We start from the raw sequence: 14936 nt of genomic DNA on the forward strand, positions 1-14936 counted from the left end.
GATCACGCAACGTCGAGTGAATGACGATCGATACGCTCCTGAAGTGCGGCCACAACTGCATGCAGGAATTCTCGGCATCGAGGGTCGACGGTCTTCGCCAGTGTCATTTCCAGCCGGCTGCGGATCTTGTGCATGAACCCAACATGATCGAAGCTATCGGCAGCGATATTTACCTCGACTTCTTCCATATAGTGCAACAGGTGCGGTTCCAGTGCGAGATTTGGGTCCATCCGGTATCGGGTGGCCATCTGCTCTGCAAGCGTTCCCATCTGTACGTATGGGCCATATTCGTTGATCATTCTGTCTCCTTCATCGGGTGTGAGCATCTTAGATAGGTGCTGTTTGTGGATGCACGAGATGTGTTTGCGATCAAACGCGCAAAAGACCGGAGCTAATTGGTAAAACGAACGTGACCAATCGATGCTTCGCCGTTCGAATATGCCGGTGTGCACGCTGAGCGAAACGGGACAGCTATTATGTTTGTCTAGGACTAGAGCCGCATGGCGAGCAGTGAAGCGGGTCACGACATTCCGCTCTTTTTTATATTATTGTTTTAAACTGAATTTACAGGAAAATGGTGTCCACGAGAGGATTCGAACCTCCGACCCCAGGATTCATACCACTTCGGCTTTAGCCGCCGCCCATCTCCATTGGATAGGACGTTCGTGGTCTGGACTGTCCCTTCACCGTGAGCCTTTCGGCTTTTAGGTGCTGCCCATCCAGTCTCTACACCTTCACCGGATTTCTCCGGAGCTTGGCTCGGGATTGGCATGCTGGAAGACCAGCGAAGCTTTCCCCGACTTTGAGCAGATCGATTGCGTCGTTTCCGGGCGCAACCCCCAATTTGTCTTAGGAATCCTGTGCTCTATCCTGCTGAGCTACGTGGACACTGAATTGCTCTTTAACCTGCCGTAGCCGGCGGATCAACCGCGTTCTTTATCGCGGTCGACCTGTTCCTCTGCTTTCTTTGCGTCCCGGCAGTCAGTTCGTCAGGCGTTGCTCGGCAAGTTTCACCCAATAGGAAATGCCGTAGGCGATGGCGTCGTCGTTGAAATCGTATCCAGGGTTGTGAAGGCCGGCCGAATCGCCGTTGCCGATGAAGATGAAGGCACCCGGCCTTTCCTTCAACATGAAGGAAAAATCCTCGCCCGCCATGGAAGGGTCGACATCGGGGTCGACGTTCTTTTCACCAGCCACATCGCGGGCGACGCGGATGGCGTGGTCGGTCTCGTCCGCATGGTTGAAGGTCACCGGGCAATAACGCTCATAGACGACCTCGGCTTCCGCTCCATTTGCTAGCGCTATGCCTTCCGCCATCTGCTTGATGCGATCCTGCGCGAGATCACGCACCGTCTCGTCCAGACTACGAACCGTGCCGGCAATCAACGCGTCGTTGGGAATGATGTTGTGGCTGGAGCCGGCATGAAAGCGGGTGACGGACACGACCACGGATCGGATCGGATCGGCATTGCGCGAGGCGATCATCTGCAGATTGCCGACGATCTGTGCGCCGATCGTGATCGGGTCGATCGTGCGGTGCGGCTGGGCTGCATGGCCGCCACGACCTTTGACCGTGATCGAGAACTTGTCCGGTGCCGCCATGATGCCGCCCTTGCGGATGGCGAACGAGCCGAGCGGAATACCCGGCATATTGTGCATGCCGTAGACCTCATCGATGCCGAACCGCTCCATCAGGCCGTCCTCGACCATGGCGAGAGCACCCGCACCGCCTTCTTCGGCGGGCTGGAAGATGACCGCGATGGACCCGGTGAAATTGCGGGTTTCCGCGAGATATTTGGCTGCGCCAAGCAGCATGGCGGTGTGGCCGTCGTGGCCGCAGGCATGCATGGCGCCTGCGGTTTTGGAAGCCCAGGGTTTGCCGGTTTCCTCAAGGATGGGAAGAGCATCCATATCCGCCCTAAAGCCGATGGTGCGATTGCCCGGAATATTGCCTCTGATGATGCCGACCACGCCCGTGCGGCCAAGACCGGTCACGATTTCGTCAACGCCGAAAGATTTCAGCTTGTCCGCAACGAAAGCTGCGGTGTTGTCGACATCATATAAAATCTCGGGATTTTCATGCAGGTGACGCCGCCATTCGCTGACTTCCTGCTGAAGTTCGGCGGCTCTGTTCAAAATCGGCATTCGTTCATTCCTGGGTTCATCGGTGCGGCATGGCGTAAAAGCCTATCCTCCGCGGTGGATAGTGCGCCGCATAATTGACGTAATCAATGTACTTTGCCATTGCTAGGACATATATGGTGAATATTGCCATTCCCTGACTGAAGACGGGAATTCGAGGATAAGCCTTGCCACAGAATCTTAAATCGCCAAACGCTGCCCGACGGCTCTCCGCAGCCATTGCCATCATGACCGCCGGCCTTGTTGCCGCTGCACCCGTGGCGAATGCCAATCCGAAAATGGTGGTCGATGTCAAAACCGGCAAGGTGATTTCCCACCAGGAAGCGTTCCGCAAGTGGTATCCGGCCTCGCTGACCAAGCTGATGACCGCCTATATCGCCTTTTCGCAGATGAAGGCCGGCAAGCTCAGCCCGCAGACGGAAGTGGTGATGAGCAAGAAGGCCGCCGACCAGCCGGCCTCGAAAATGTATTTCAAGCCCGGCCAGAAGCTGACGATGGACAGCGCACTGAAGCTGCTGCTCATCAAATCCGCCAATGATATCGCCGTGGCGATTGCCGAAACCATCGGCGGCACCAGCGATAATTTCGTGGCGCAGATGAATGCGCAGGCGCAGCGGCTGGGCATGAGCTCCACCCGTTACATCAACGCCAACGGCCTGCCCGGCAAGGGCCAATATACGACGGCGCGTGACCTTGCGCTTCTGGCGTTGATCATCAAGCGGGAATTCCCGGAATATGCCCATTATTTCTCGCTGGAAGGTGTCACCACCGGCAAGAAGGACTACGCCAACTTCAATATGCTTGTTGGCCGCTTTGATGGCGCAGATGGCATGAAGACCGGCTTTATCTGTGCATCCGGTTTCAACCAGGTGTCCTCCGCCGTGCGCAACGGCCGTTCGGTCATAACTGTGGTGCTGGGGGCAGATAGCCTTGCCGGGCGAACCGACCAGTCCGCTGATCTGCTGCAGATGGGACTGACGGCGCCCTCGGGCCAAGGCGTTTCACTCGCCTCGCTGGCACCCTATGGCGATACCGCCGAGGTAAACGACGTCAGTGCCGAAATCTGCAATCCGAAGGCAGCCAAGGTGCGCAGCGAAAGCCGCGACGAGACCGGCCGCATGGTCATCCATTCGCCCTACGTTACGGAAATGACCCGTCCGCCGGAATATTCTTTCGCGGGTCTCATTCCCGGCAGTGAGACGGTGGCGGTCAACACCGCCAAGGGTGCGAGCGCCAAGGGACAAGTGGCCAACGTGCCGATTCCGATCCCGCGTCCGACATTCTGATTTCGCCTAACCGCACTCTTTATGGATGAGGGCGCGCGCGAAGCCTGAACGCTGCGCGGAATCTGTATTCGCAGCTTCGGTTTGTTATGATATTACAGTGTCGCTCGTGGCCTTCAGGCCCCGGGCGATTTTTTGTGATTATTGCGCGGTTCCGGATCTAATCTCGTCCAACGATCTGCCGGAGCGGCCATCAACATACAGGCAAGACATGTCTCGCGATCGCATACCGGTTTCCATCATCACCGGATTTCTCGGCGCCGGAAAATCGACGCTGCTCAACCGGCTTCTCAAAGACCCCGATATGAGCGACGCCGCGATCATCATCAATGAATTCGGCGATGTCAGCATCGACCATATGCTGGTTGAAAGTGCAGGCGAGGGCATCATCGAACTGGCGGAAGGCTGCCTTTGCTGCACCGTTCGCGGCGAGCTGGTGGATACTCTGGCGGAACTGATGGACGGCATCCAGACCGGCAAGCTGAAGCCGGTGAAGCGGGTCGTGATCGAAACCACCGGTCTTGCTGATCCCGCTCCCGTCATGCAGTCTGTCATGGGCAACCCAGTGATTGCGCAGAATTTCGTTCTGAACGGCATCATTACGGTTGTGGATGCCGTGAACGGTCTGTCCACACTCGATAATCACGAGGAAGCGGTGAAGCAGGCGGCGGTGGCCGACCGGCTGGTGATGACGAAGCGCGCGCTTGCTGATGCTTCCACAATTTCCACGCTGACGGCCCGCCTTCAGGCGCTAAACCCGCGCGCGACGATCGAGGATGGTGATCGGGCGGATTGGAGTGCTACCGCACTGCTGGATAACGGTCTTTACGATCCCGGCAGCAAAAATGCCGATGTCGGCCGCTGGCTGGGGGAAGAGGCGGAACACGATCACCACGACCACGACCACGATCATGACCACCACCATCATGGCGACCACGATGGCCACCATCACCACCACGATGTGAACCGGCACGACGCGTCGATCCGTTCCTTCTCGATCATTCACGACCAGCCGATAGCCCCGATGGCAATCGACATGTTCGTGGACTTGCTGCGTTCGGCGCATGGGGAAAAGTTGTTGCGGATGAAGGCCGTCGTCAAGCTGTCGGACAATCCGGACCGACCCCTTGTGCTGCACGGGGTACAGAACATTTTCCACACACCCGAGCGCCTCGCGGCATGGCCGGACCCATCTGACCAGCGCACGCGCATGGTGCTGATTACCAAGGATTTGCCGGAGGCGTTCGTGCAGGACCTGTTTGCTGCGTTCACCGGCACGCCGGGCATCGACCGTCCGGACAGGCAGGCGATGACGGACAATCCGCTGGCGGTTTCGGGGTTGAGGTTTTAGGTCGCAAAACGGTGGTTGAAACCCGCGGGCGGGGCACCCCTTTACCTTGTCGAGTATCTCACCCTCAAGGGGGAGATCGAGTGGAGTATTCTCGGCAGCGAGGGTAATTACGCTCCCTTCACGATCCTGAATCGGTGTCCTTTGGTCAACGTCGTAGTTTCAACCAGGCTATGCCCATCCTGGTTGCACATATGGGCAATATCGATAACCGCCAGCGGGTCGGTCGTCTCTACAACAAGAACATCGCCCGCCTGCAGGCCAGCGAGTTTTTTACGGCTTCTTAAAACCGGAAGGGGGCATTTAAGCCCCCTCAAGTCGAAAACTATGTCAGCCGTGTCGGTCATTCCTTGGCCCAGAACTTCCAGAACGGCTTCTTTTCCGGCGCTTCCGCTGGCGGTGCTGCGGAAAAAGCGAGCGGGTTCATGGCCGGCACAGGGACCTGGGCGGCAGTTCCGTTCTGACCAGGCCCCGAAGCCGCAGGCGTAGCAGTGGCAACCATTGTCGGGGCCGCCGGGGCAGGGTTCGATTGCGGAGCTGCGGGCTGGGTTGCCGAAGGATGCAGCGTCCGCAGAGAAGACGCGGTTGCGGTGGTCGCCGGCGAAGACGAGGTCACCTGCTGCGCCTTCTTCTCCATCAGCGCGGCATATTCCGTTTCCTTCATCAGCTTGCCGGCTTTCAGCGCCGAGCCGGTCGGAGCATAAGCGGGTTCGCGGCCCTTGCGCTTTTCGGCAACCAGCGCCTTGCGCTCCGCCTCGCTCGGGTCGTACCAGGCCATGCCGTCATATTTCTTCATCGCCTTTTCATAGGCGAGATCATAGGTCTTTTCGTAGCTCGAAAGCGCGCTCACCAGTGCCGGCGGCGTGCTCATGGCCGGGCATTGCGCAGATGCGTTGAACGTGCCGCCTTCGGTCTGCTGGTTGAAGACATATTTCTTCTCGCAGACATTCACTTCCGGCGGGCGTTTCGTGACTTCGAAATTGTCGTAACCGACCTTCAGCATCTTCCAGAAATCGAGATGTTCGCTCTGGCGGTGGCGGGCCATGTTTTCCGCGGTCATGCGGAAGGGAAAGGCCTGCAGCTGAACGGTCTTCTGGCCACCCTTGAAGGCGTCGCGGGCGAAACCGTAGATTTCAAGAATCTGCGCATCCGTCATCGAATAGCAGCCGGAGGACGAGCAGGCGCCATGGATCATCAGGTTGGTGCCGTTGCGGCCGTTGGCGGCATCGTAGCGGTTCGGAAAGCCGGTGTTGATGGCGAGGTAATATTTAGAGTTGGGATTGAGGTGCGCGGGCGTCAGGTTGTAGAAACCTTCCGGCGCCTGCCGGTCGCCCTCTTTCACCTTGGGGCCGAGTTTGCCGGACCAGGCGCAAATCTGGTATTCGGCAATCTTGTCGAAGCGGTTGTCGCGCTTGGCCTTCCAGATTTCCAACGCGCCTTCTTCCTTGAAGATGCGGATCATGATTGGCGAGGTGCGATCCATGTTCTTCTTGTCGATCTCGGCAAGAATGGACGGAGAAAGCGGGTAATCAACCTTGTTTTTAACGTGGGAGACGTCGCGTTCGACGGTTTCGAGCGTATCGTTGCAGCCGCTGAGAATGAGCGCGGTGCAGGCGAGAAGTGCAAAATGTGTCAAACGCATGATCTGATCCGAAAGACGATGGCACGGGCGACGGAGTTCTACACCGTCCCGCGTGTATTTTAAATACGGTATTAACCGTTTACATCTTCTTAACTCAAATCGGACCTGCCCCTGCGGCCGCCGATACATCTGTTGATGTGACCGGACTATGGCCGAGTTGGGGCGAGATTCAAGGAAAATAAGGCTGGAGCTAGATTGTTTTGGCTTTTCTTCGATCCACCAAAAAAATCTAACTCCCTCTTTTTGCGCATTTTCCGGACGTAAACCGCTGCGCACTTTTACTGGAAACGCTTTAAAGGTTTCTGCCGATATCCAGGAATTTCTGGCGGCGTTCGGCGCGCAGCTGCGTGCCTGAGCGCTGCGAAAGATCGGCGAGCGCCTTGGCGATAACGTCGCCGGTGGCACCAATCACGGCCGCCGGATCACGATGCGCGCCGCCCATCGGCTCGGGAATGATGCCGTCGATGACGCCAAGCGACTTCAGATCTTCCGAGGTGATTTTCATGTTGGTTGCGGCTTCCTTGGCACGGGTCGAATCGCGCCAGAGAATGGAAGCGGCACCTTCCGGCGAAATCACCGAATAGATCGCATGTTCGAGCATGTAGACACGGTTGCCCGTGGCGATCGCGATTGCGCCGCCCGAGCCGCCTTCGCCGATGACGACGGAGACGATCGGCACCTTGACGTTGAGGCACATTTCGGTCGAGCGGGCGATGGCTTCTGCCTGACCGCGCTCTTCTGCGCCGACACCGGGATAGGCACCAGCGGTATCGATGAGGGTCACGACCGGCAGCGAGAAGCGGTCAGCCAGTTCCAGCACGCGGATCGCCTTGCGGTAACCTTCCGGACGCGGGCTGCCGAAATTGTGCTTCAGGCGGCTTTTGGTGTCATTGCCCTTTTCCTGGCCGATAATGGCGACGGGCTGGCCATTAAAGCGGGCAAGGCCTGCCTGAATGGCAGCGTCTTCGGAAAATTTGCGATCGCCTGCAAGCGGCGTGAAATCCGTGAACAGCGCCTTGGCGTAATCGACGAAATGCGGGCGCTGCGGATGGCGCGCGACCTGCGTTTTCTGCCAGGCGTTCAGCTTGGAATAGATGTCCTGCATCGCGTCATTGACGCGTGATTCCAGGCGATTGATCTCCTCCGAGGTGTCTATGCTCTCGTCTTCATCGGCAAGCTTCTTCAGCTCGATGATCTTGCCTTCAAGGTCCGAGATAGGTTTTTCGAAGTCGAGATAATTGTGCATGAGATCCGTTTCCGATCGTTTTGCGCAAGGTTTGAGCCGGATTATCCGGCGGTTCCGGTCGCTCTAATCAAGGTTTTTGCCCTGTTTGGCAAGGGGGTGATGTGTTTGTACCAGCTCTTGCAGGCGTTCTTCCAGCACATGTGTATAGATTTGTGTCGTGGAAATGTCGGAATGGCCGAGCAGTTCCTGCACGGCGCGCAGGTCGGCGCCGTTCTGCAGAAGGTGGCTGGCAAAGGCGTGGCGCAGGACATGCGGTGACACCGCCGAGGGATTGAGGCCCGCGCGAATGGCAATGTCCTTCAGGTCGCGGGCAAAAACCTGTCGCGGCAGATGCCCTTCCTTGCTGTTTGAAGGAAACAGCCACGGACTTTCCGGACTGTCAGCCTTTTTGGGGGACGCGGGCGTCCTGCTTTTCTCAGGTACGAGCGACTTTCTGGCCGCGTCGTATTTTTCCATCGCCTCGATGGCCGCGCGAGACAGCAGCACCATGCGGTCCTTGTTGCCCTTGCCGCGGATCATCAGGAAGCGTCCCTCCTGGCGCAAAACCTTGACCGGCAGCGAAACGAGTTCGCTGACGCGCATGCCGGTCGCGTAGAGAAGTTCGAGCAGGAGATGCATGCGGATGCGGGCAAGCTGGCCGGGGCCGGTTAAGGCGGCCTCTTCAGCAGCGATGCCAAGAAGTTTCGTTACGTCCGCGACGCTCATCGTCTTGGGCAAGGTGAGGCCCTTCTTGGGCGCATCGATGGTACCGGTCGGGTCGTCGCCGCGAAGTCCTTCAGAATAGAGGAACCGGTAGAATTGCCGCATGGAAGACAGGCGTCTTGCCTGCGACGTGGCTGCAAAGCCCTGAGTGGAAAGATGGGTCAGATAGGCCGACAGGTCTGCCGTGGCGGCTTCCATCAAGGACTGGCCTCGGCCACCGAGAAATTCACGCAGATCGGAAAGGTCGCGTTCGTAAGAAGAGAGCGTATTGGCGGCGGCACCCCGTTCGGCGCTCATCATTTCCAGAAAACTTTCGAGCCGCGCGCCGTCCCGCCCGCTCATCTCTTTGCTACTCATGGGGTGCGCCTTGCCGGCTCCGCCGACGGCGGGTTCAGCCGCTCGGAAGGAATGCGCACCGTCACCTCGCGATCATTGGGCTTGACGAACATGACCAGCAGCACCATGCCGCCATAGATCAGCCCCGCGATGGTTGCCAGTATCATCGTGAAGCGGAAGAGGGTTGGCATGGCGGCTCCGTGAGGGTGGCAGTCTGAATGTATATGCGGTGCAGCGAAAGCGGCGACAAGATCAAAAAGCGGTAGTCCGCCGCTGCCGCATGCGGCGATGAATGTGATTCAACGCAATTCAGTCAGCAATTTGGCTTGACGCTTCGTAAACATTTGCAGATATCCATGCCAAACGGGCTTTCAATTTTATGAATGAAAAGAATTTATCTGTCCCGGTCACACTCGGGGAGCAAGCGCGGGCCAAGCTCGCCGGGCGCAACGTCGTCTTTGTCGGACTGATGGGGGCTGGAAAGTCCGCGATCGGTCGCATGGTCGCCCAGCAGCTCAAGGTCTCCTTCATCGACACGGATGTCGAAATCGAGCGTGTTTCCCGCATGACGATAGCCGAACTTTTCGCCACCTATGGCGAGGAGGAGTTCCGGGCGCTGGAAACGCGGGTCGTCAAGCGGCTGCTGCGTGGTGGCCCCAAGGTCATTTCTACCGGCGGCGGCGCCTTCATCAACGACAATACCCGCCGGCACATCACGCGCGGCAGTGTGTCGCTGTGGCTGAAGGCCGATATCGAGGTTTTGTGGGAAAGGGTCAACAAACGCGATCATCGCCCGCTTCTCAAGACCGAAAACCCCAAGGCCACGCTGGCGGCTCTGATGGAGAAACGTTATCCGATCTATGCGGAAGCGGATCTGACCATCGAATCCCGCGATGTCCGCAAGGAGATCATCGTGACCGAAGTGCTGGCCGCCATCGCCGGCCTTGAACAGAAAGACTGAGCATCATGACGCCTTCCGAAATCCACACCGACGAACGTCTTGTCCATGTGCCGCTCGGTGAGCGCGCTTACGACATTCTGATCGGACCGGGCCTGATCGGCAGGGCGGGCGGCGAGATTTCGTCGCGGCTGAAGGGCAGGCGTGCCGCTATCATCACTGACGAGCATGTTGCACCGCTTTACCTCGAAGGCCTGATGGACGGCCTGCAGACGGATGGCATCGAAGCCGTTTCGCTGACCTTGCCCGCAGGCGAGAAGACCAAGAGCTTCGAACATCTGGTCACTGTTTGCGATGCCGTTCTCTCCGCACGGGTGGAGCGCAACGATGCGGTGATTGCACTTGGCGGCGGTGTTATCGGCGATCTCGCCGGTTTTGCGGCGGGCATCGTGCGTCGCGGCGTGCGTTTCGTGCAGATACCGACCTCGCTTCTGTCGCAGGTGGATTCCTCCGTCGGCGGCAAGACGGGCATCAATACCCGCCAAGGCAAGAACCTTGTCGGCGTTTTCCATCAGCCCGATCTGGTGCTGGCCGATACGGCGGTGCTCGATACGCTGAGCGAGCGCGAATTCCGCGCCGGTTACGCCGAGGTGGTGAAATACGGCTTGATCGACAAGCCGGACTTCTTCTTCTGGCTGGAAAAGAACTGGGATGAAATCCGCACCGGCGGTCCCGCCCGCATCCAGGCGATTGCCACAAGCTGCCAGGCGAAGGCCGATGTGGTGGTGGCCGACGAGAAGGAAAACGGCGTACGCGCCCTTCTGAACCTCGGCCACACATTCGGCCACGCGCTGGAGGCAGCAACGAATTATGACAGCAAGCGGCTGGTGCACGGCGAAGGTGTCGCCATCGGCATGGTGCTGGCGCACCAGTTTTCCGCCCGCCTCAACCTTGCAAGCCCTGATGATGCCGCGCGCGTCGAAGCGCACCTCAAGGCGGTTGGTCTGCCAGTGTCAATGAAGGATATTCCAGGTGAACTGCCGCCGGTCGAGATGCTGATGGCGGCAATTGCGCAGGACAAGAAGGTCAAGGGCGGCAAGCTCACCTTCATCCTAACTCACGGCATCGGCCAGTCCTTCGTGGCCGACGATGTCGCGACGTCCGAGGTGCAGTCTTTCCTGTCGGAAAAGCATCCCGGCTGAGGCTTAAGGCGCGCGTTGCCTAGAACCGCGTCGGCTCCCCCGGCGCCGCCGCCTCGATGGCGAGGGCATGCAGCCCGGCGTCGAGTTCCGGTTTCAAAAGTGCATTGATCGCCCGGTGGCGCTCAATGCGTGACTTGCCTGCGAAGCTTTCAGACACTATCTGAACACGCATATGCGTCTCGCCGGTGCCGGTTATGTCCGGCTGATGGCCGGCATGCATCTGGCTTTCATCGATCACCACCAGGCGTTCCGGCGAAAAGCTCTGCCGAAGCTTTGTTTCTATGCGTTCTCGCAGGGACATGCGATGGGCTCCAATCCTGTTGGCTGGTCTTTAAAAGGGGCTACCTAAAAGCCTGCAACATTCCGCTTTGTCAATTCTTGTTGTGCGCCTTTTCGCACCCCATAATCAGGGCATCATGAAACTGGATTCGAAATATTTCGACCGCATCCGTACACGCAGAAAAAGGGACAGGGAACCTGAGGTTCAGGCCCCGACCTGCCAGTGGGACGGATGCGACAAGCCGGGCGCTCACCGTGCACCTGTCGGCCGCAATGCCGAGGGGCAATTCTTCCTGTTCTGTTTCGAGCATGTGAAGGAATACAATAAGGGCTATAATTATTTCTCTGGCCTGTCTGACACCGAGATCGCCCGTTACCAGAAGGAAGCGATCACCGGCCATCGTCCCACCTGGACGGTTGGCGTGAACAAGACTGCGCGCGACAGCCCGCTGCACTCCACGCTGCGTTCCGGCGCGGCGGGCGCGGCCAATGCCCGCATCCGCGATCCTTTTGGCTTCACGAATGGTTTTGCAAACGGGGCAAAGGCCGGCGGCCAGCGCCTGCAGCAGGACCGCAAGTTGAAGACGCTGGAGGCGAAAGCCTTCGATACGCTCGGCCTTTCTGCGGGTGCAAAGCAGGAAGAGATAAAAAGGCGCTATAAGGAGCTTGTCAAAAAGCACCATCCTGATGCTAATGGTGGCGATCGCGGCTCTGAAGAACGTTTTCGGGCTGTTGTTCAAGCATATCAATTGTTAAAGCAGTCAGGTTTCTGCTAAGCCAACGTTCGTGTTTACCGCCTGATTGATGATGTGGCCGGGTGGCCGCCGCCCGCCTTGGAGACGTGATGAGCAAAATCGACCTTGATATTTCCAACCTGCCCGACACGACGGTGTCCGTGCGGGAGGTTTTCGGCATTGATACGGATCTGCGGGTTCCCGCCTATTCGCAGGGCGACGCCTATGTGCCCGACCTTGATCCCGACTATCTTTTCGACCGCGATACGACGCTCGCTATTCTTGCCGGTTTTGCTCACAACCGACGCGTCATGGTTTCCGGCTTTCACGGCACGGGCAAGTCCACCCATATTGAGCAGGTAGCTGCCCGCCTGAACTGGCCCTGCGTGCGCGTCAATCTTGACAGCCACGTCAGCCGTATCGACCTCGTCGGCAAGGACGCCATCGTCCTTAAAGACGGCAAGCAGGTCACCGAATTCAAGGACGGCATTTTGCCCTGGGCCTACCAGCACAATGTCGCGCTTGTCTTCGACGAATACGATGCCGGTCGCCCGGACGTGATGTTCGTCATCCAGCGCGTGCTGGAATCCTCGGGCCGCCTGACGCTGCTCGACCAGAGCCGCGTTATCCGTCCTCACCCCGCCTTCCGCATTTTTGCGACCGCCAACACGGTCGGCCTCGGCGACACGACGGGCCTTTACCACGGCACGCAGCAGATCAACCAGGCGCAGATGGACCGCTGGTCCATCGTCACCACGCTGAACTACCTGCCGCATGAGCAGGAAGTGAACATCATTGCCGCAAAGGTAAAGAGCCTCAACAACCCGAAGGGTCGCGAAACCGTCTCCAAGATGGTGCGTGTGGCCGATCTTACCCGTTCGGCCTTCGTCAACGGCGACCTTTCCACGGTCATGAGCCCGCGTACCGTCATTACCTGGGCGGAAAATGCGGAAATCTTTGGCGATCTCGCCTTTGCGTTCCGCGTGACCTTCCTCAACAAGTGCGACGAACTGGAGCGCACGCTGGTTGCCGAACAATATCAGCGGGCTTTCGGCGTCGAGCTGAAGGAAAGTGCTGCGAACATCGTTCTCAGCGCCTGATCTTCCCCGGCTTGTCCGGAGAACATCACCGATGACTTGAAGACGCCGGCGGGCCGCGCATCCTTGGATGGGCGGCTCCGAAGCGTCGACAACTGACAGGAAAGACAATGGCAGCGCGCGGCGACAATTCCAGAGCAAAACCGGGTACGGCGGTCGATACCGAACCGTTGCGTCAGGCGATTGCCGGATGTGTGCGATCGGTTGCCGGCGATGCAGAGGTTGAGGTCGTTTTCGCCAATGAGCGGCCTGGCCTTGCCGGAGAGCGCATGCGCCTGCCGGAAATTTCCAAGAAACCCACCGCGCAGGAAATCGCCGTCACCCGTGGCCTTGGCGATTCCATGGCGCTTCGCCTTGCCTGCCATGACGCTGACACCCATGCGGTGATGTCGCCGCAGGGTGCCGAGGCGCGGTTGATCTTTGACGCTGTTGAGCAGGCGCGGGTGGAATCCATCGGTGCACTGCGCATGCCGGGCATGGCCTCCAACATTCAGGCCATGAACACGGAAAAATATGCCAAGGCGAATTTTTCGGGCATCAACACGAAGGACGATGCACCGCTTGCCGAAGCCGTCGCCCTTTTGGTGCGCGAGAAGCTGACCGGCGAAAAGCCACCGGCCAGTGCCGGCAAGGTTCTCGACCTGTGGCGCGACTTCATCGAGGACAAGGCCGCCGGCGACCTGAGCGACCTTTCCAAGGTGATTGGCGACCAGAAGGCTTTTTCGCGGCTGGTGCGCAAGATGCTGACCTCCATGCAGATGGCGGAGGAATTCGGCGACGACGATAACGAGCCGGAAAGCCAGGAGGCAGAATCCGACGAGGAGCAGCCGCGCACTAACGAGACCGAAGAAGAACAGGTCGAGGAAGAAGCCGGTTCCGATGCGACGCCCGCTGATGAAAGCGAGGCCTCGCAGGAGGAGATGGAAGAAGGCGAGATGGACGGCGCCGAGATGTCGGACGAGGAAATGTCCGACGATCTCGATGAGGATTCCGAGACGCCCGGCGAGACCCGCCGCCCCAACAGCCCCTTCGACGATTTCAACGAGAAGGTCGACTACCGCATCTTCACCCAGGAATTCGACGAGGAAATCCACGCCGAGGAACTGTGCGACGAGGCGGAGCTTGACCGCCTGCGCGCGTTTCTCGACAAACAGCTCGCCCATCTTCAGGGCGCCGTCGGACGTCTGGCGAACCGGCTGCAACGCCGCCTGATGGCGCAGCAGAACCGTTCGTGGGATTTCGATCTGGAAGAGGGTTATCTCGATCCGGCTCGCCTCGTGCGGCTTATCATCGATCCCATGCAGCCGCTCTCCTTCAAGAAGGAGCGCGATACCAAGTTCCGCGACACGGTGGTTTCGCTCGTCATCGACAATTCGGGTTCGATGCGTGGCCGCCCGATCACGGTTGCGGCCACCTGCGCCGATATTCTTGCGCGTACGCTGGAACGGTCGGGTGTGAAAGTGGAGATTCTCGGCTTCACCACCAAGGCGTGGAAGGGCGGTCAGTCGCGCGAGCAATGGCTGGCCAGCGGCAAACCCGGCTCGCCGGGTCGGCTCAATGATTTGCGCCATATCATCTACAAGTCGGCGGATGCACCCTGGCGGCGTGCACGGCGCAATCTTGGCCTGATGATGCGTGAAGGCCTGCTGAAAGAAAACATTGACGGCGAAGCGCTGATGTGGGCGCATAACCGCCTCATCGGCCGCCCCGAGCAGCGTAAGATCATGATGATGATTTCGGACGGTGCGCCGGTGGACGATTCGACGCTGTCGGTCAATGCGGGTAACTATCTGGAGCGGCACCTGCGCGCCGTTATCGAACAGATCGAGACACGTTCGCCGGTGGAGCTTCTGGCGATCGGTATCGGCCATGATGTGACGCGTTATTACCGTCGCGCCGTGACGATCGTGGATGCGGACGAACTGGCTGGCGCGATGACCGAACAGCTTGCTGCTCTCTTCGAGGATACCAATACCGTCAGCTCGTCCCGCAAGGTTCGCCGTGCGGGATAAGCGGGGCCGGGCTTT

The 14936-nt window shown here is 58.8% G+C and carries 15 protein-coding genes; 7 read left to right on the forward strand and 8 right to left on the reverse strand.

The genetic code is table 11. From position 1 onward, the window contains the following. Window positions 1–2 precede the first annotated feature (2 nt). Together ACZ5A6_RS15275 and ACZ5A6_RS15280 are read right to left on the reverse strand one after the other, a co-directional pair. Window positions 3–299 (reverse strand): hypothetical protein, encoded by a 297-nt coding sequence (locus ACZ5A6_RS15275; protein WP_065687920.1) that lies wholly within the window; start codon window positions 297–299, stop codon window positions 3–5. 682 nt (window positions 300–981) lie between these two features. Next, window positions 982–2145, reverse strand: a complete 1164-nt coding sequence (locus ACZ5A6_RS15280; RefSeq protein ID WP_019564885.1) for a M20 aminoacylase family protein — start codon at window positions 2143–2145, stop codon at window positions 982–984. 224 nt (window positions 2146–2369) lie between these two features. Between ACZ5A6_RS15280 and ACZ5A6_RS15285 the strand changes: the two genes are divergently transcribed. Next, window positions 2370–3428 carry a D-alanyl-D-alanine carboxypeptidase family protein gene (locus tag ACZ5A6_RS15285; RefSeq protein ID WP_046205618.1) on the forward strand — a complete coding sequence of 353 codons (1059 nt, stop codon included), beginning with the start codon at window positions 2370–2372 and terminating at the stop codon, window positions 3426–3428. Window positions 3429–3636: 208 nt separating this feature from the next. Next, a complete protein-coding gene (locus ACZ5A6_RS15290; protein WP_065687919.1) occupies window positions 3637–4776 on the forward strand; it encodes a CobW family GTP-binding protein in 1140 nt (379 codons plus the stop codon). Between the two features lie 107 nt (window positions 4777–4883). Here the strand turns inward: ACZ5A6_RS15290 and ACZ5A6_RS15295 are convergent, their stop codons facing one another. The 5 genes from ACZ5A6_RS15295 to ACZ5A6_RS15315 all read right to left on the reverse strand — a co-directional run bounded on the left by ACZ5A6_RS15295 (window position 4884) and on the right by ACZ5A6_RS15315 (window position 8890). Continuing rightward, on the reverse strand, window positions 4884–5120 hold the full coding sequence (locus ACZ5A6_RS15295) for a sulfurtransferase TusA family protein (protein ID WP_003511363.1): 237 nt from the start codon (window positions 5118–5120) through the stop codon (window positions 4884–4886). Further along, window positions 5117–6415 carry a L,D-transpeptidase family protein gene (locus ACZ5A6_RS15300; protein ID WP_121557210.1) on the reverse strand — a complete coding sequence of 433 codons (1299 nt, stop codon included), beginning with the start codon at window positions 6413–6415 and terminating at the stop codon, window positions 5117–5119. The genes ACZ5A6_RS15295 and ACZ5A6_RS15300 overlap by 4 nt, the downstream gene beginning before the upstream one ends. Before the next feature lie 292 nt (window positions 6416–6707). Beyond that, a complete protein-coding gene (locus tag ACZ5A6_RS15305; protein ID WP_003511360.1) occupies window positions 6708–7661 on the reverse strand; it encodes an acetyl-CoA carboxylase carboxyltransferase subunit alpha in 954 nt (317 codons plus the stop codon). A 63-nt stretch (window positions 7662–7724) separates the two neighbouring features. Then, window positions 7725–8705, reverse strand: a complete 981-nt coding sequence (gene xerD, locus ACZ5A6_RS15310; RefSeq protein ID WP_003511359.1) for a site-specific tyrosine recombinase XerD — start codon at window positions 8703–8705, stop codon at window positions 7725–7727. 11 nt (window positions 8706–8716) lie between these two features. Beyond that, window positions 8717–8890 (reverse strand): hypothetical protein, encoded by a 174-nt coding sequence (locus ACZ5A6_RS15315; RefSeq protein ID WP_003511358.1) that lies wholly within the window; start codon window positions 8888–8890, stop codon window positions 8717–8719. Window positions 8891–9078: 188 nt separating this feature from the next. On the opposite strand from ACZ5A6_RS15315, the gene ACZ5A6_RS15320 reads away from it, so the two are divergent. Beyond that, entirely contained in the window at window positions 9079–9660 is a 582-nt protein-coding gene (locus ACZ5A6_RS15320) for a shikimate kinase (protein WP_003511357.1), read from the forward strand. 5 nt (window positions 9661–9665) lie between these two features. Continuing rightward, window positions 9666–10799 (forward strand): 3-dehydroquinate synthase, encoded by a 1134-nt coding sequence (gene aroB, locus ACZ5A6_RS15325; RefSeq protein WP_003511355.1) that lies wholly within the window; start codon window positions 9666–9668, stop codon window positions 10797–10799. Window positions 10800–10818: 19 nt separating this feature from the next. On the opposite strand, the gene ACZ5A6_RS15330 is transcribed toward aroB, so the two are convergent. After that, a complete protein-coding gene (locus ACZ5A6_RS15330; RefSeq protein WP_019564879.1) occupies window positions 10819–11100 on the reverse strand; it encodes a BolA family protein in 282 nt (93 codons plus the stop codon). A gap of 115 nt (window positions 11101–11215) precedes the next feature. Here ACZ5A6_RS15330 and ACZ5A6_RS15335 point away from each other — a divergent pair, with 115 nt between their 5' ends. The 3 genes from ACZ5A6_RS15335 (at window position 11216) to cobT (ending at window position 14921) form a co-directional block, all read left to right on the forward strand. After that, window positions 11216–11854 (forward strand): J domain-containing protein, encoded by a 639-nt coding sequence (locus ACZ5A6_RS15335; protein WP_013761799.1) that lies wholly within the window; start codon window positions 11216–11218, stop codon window positions 11852–11854. Between the two features lie 68 nt (window positions 11855–11922). Next, the gene (gene cobS / locus ACZ5A6_RS15340; protein ID WP_003511352.1) at window positions 11923–12912 is read left to right on the forward strand and encodes a cobaltochelatase subunit CobS; all 990 of its coding nucleotides are present in this window, start codon (window positions 11923–11925) and stop codon (window positions 12910–12912) included. 107 nt (window positions 12913–13019) lie between these two features. Continuing rightward, entirely contained in the window at window positions 13020–14921 is a 1902-nt protein-coding gene (gene cobT / locus ACZ5A6_RS15345) for a cobaltochelatase subunit CobT (RefSeq protein ID WP_038494204.1), read from the forward strand. Window positions 14922–14936 lie beyond the last annotated feature (15 nt).

The organism is Agrobacterium sp. 6Ca8 (assembly GCF_055382765.1).

Coding starts and splice junctions, on each gene's coding strand:
- cobS (WP_003511352.1), top strand. CDS start 11,923: ATGAGCAAAATCGACCTTGATATTTCCAACCTGCCCGACACGACGGTG.
- ACZ5A6_RS15320 (WP_003511357.1), top strand. CDS start 9,079: ATGAATGAAAAGAATTTATCTGTCCCGGTCACACTCGGGGAGCAAGCG.
- ACZ5A6_RS15315 (WP_003511358.1), bottom strand. CDS start 8,890: ATGCCAACCCTCTTCCGCTTCACGATGATACTGGCAACCATCGCGGGG.
- ACZ5A6_RS15335 (WP_013761799.1), top strand. CDS start 11,216: ATGAAACTGGATTCGAAATATTTCGACCGCATCCGTACACGCAGAAAA.
- ACZ5A6_RS15300 (WP_121557210.1), bottom strand. CDS start 6,415: ATGCGTTTGACACATTTTGCACTTCTCGCCTGCACCGCGCTCATTCTC.
- ACZ5A6_RS15295 (WP_003511363.1), bottom strand. CDS start 5,120: ATGACCGACACGGCTGACATAGTTTTCGACTTGAGGGGGCTTAAATGC.
- ACZ5A6_RS15330 (WP_019564879.1), bottom strand. CDS start 11,100: ATGTCCCTGCGAGAACGCATAGAAACAAAGCTTCGGCAGAGCTTTTCG.
- ACZ5A6_RS15280 (WP_019564885.1), bottom strand. CDS start 2,145: ATGCCGATTTTGAACAGAGCCGCCGAACTTCAGCAGGAAGTCAGCGAA.
- ACZ5A6_RS15290 (WP_065687919.1), top strand. CDS start 3,637: ATGTCTCGCGATCGCATACCGGTTTCCATCATCACCGGATTTCTCGGC.
- xerD (WP_003511359.1), bottom strand. CDS start 8,705: ATGAGCGGGCGGGACGGCGCGCGGCTCGAAAGTTTTCTGGAAATGATG.
- ACZ5A6_RS15285 (WP_046205618.1), top strand. CDS start 2,370: ATGACCGCCGGCCTTGTTGCCGCTGCACCCGTGGCGAATGCCAATCCG.
- aroB (WP_003511355.1), top strand. CDS start 9,666: ATGACGCCTTCCGAAATCCACACCGACGAACGTCTTGTCCATGTGCCG.
- cobT (WP_038494204.1), top strand. CDS start 13,020: ATGGCAGCGCGCGGCGACAATTCCAGAGCAAAACCGGGTACGGCGGTC.
- ACZ5A6_RS15275 (WP_065687920.1), bottom strand. CDS start 299: ATGATCAACGAATATGGCCCATACGTACAGATGGGAACGCTTGCAGAG.
- ACZ5A6_RS15305 (WP_003511360.1), bottom strand. CDS start 7,661: ATGCACAATTATCTCGACTTCGAAAAACCTATCTCGGACCTTGAAGGC.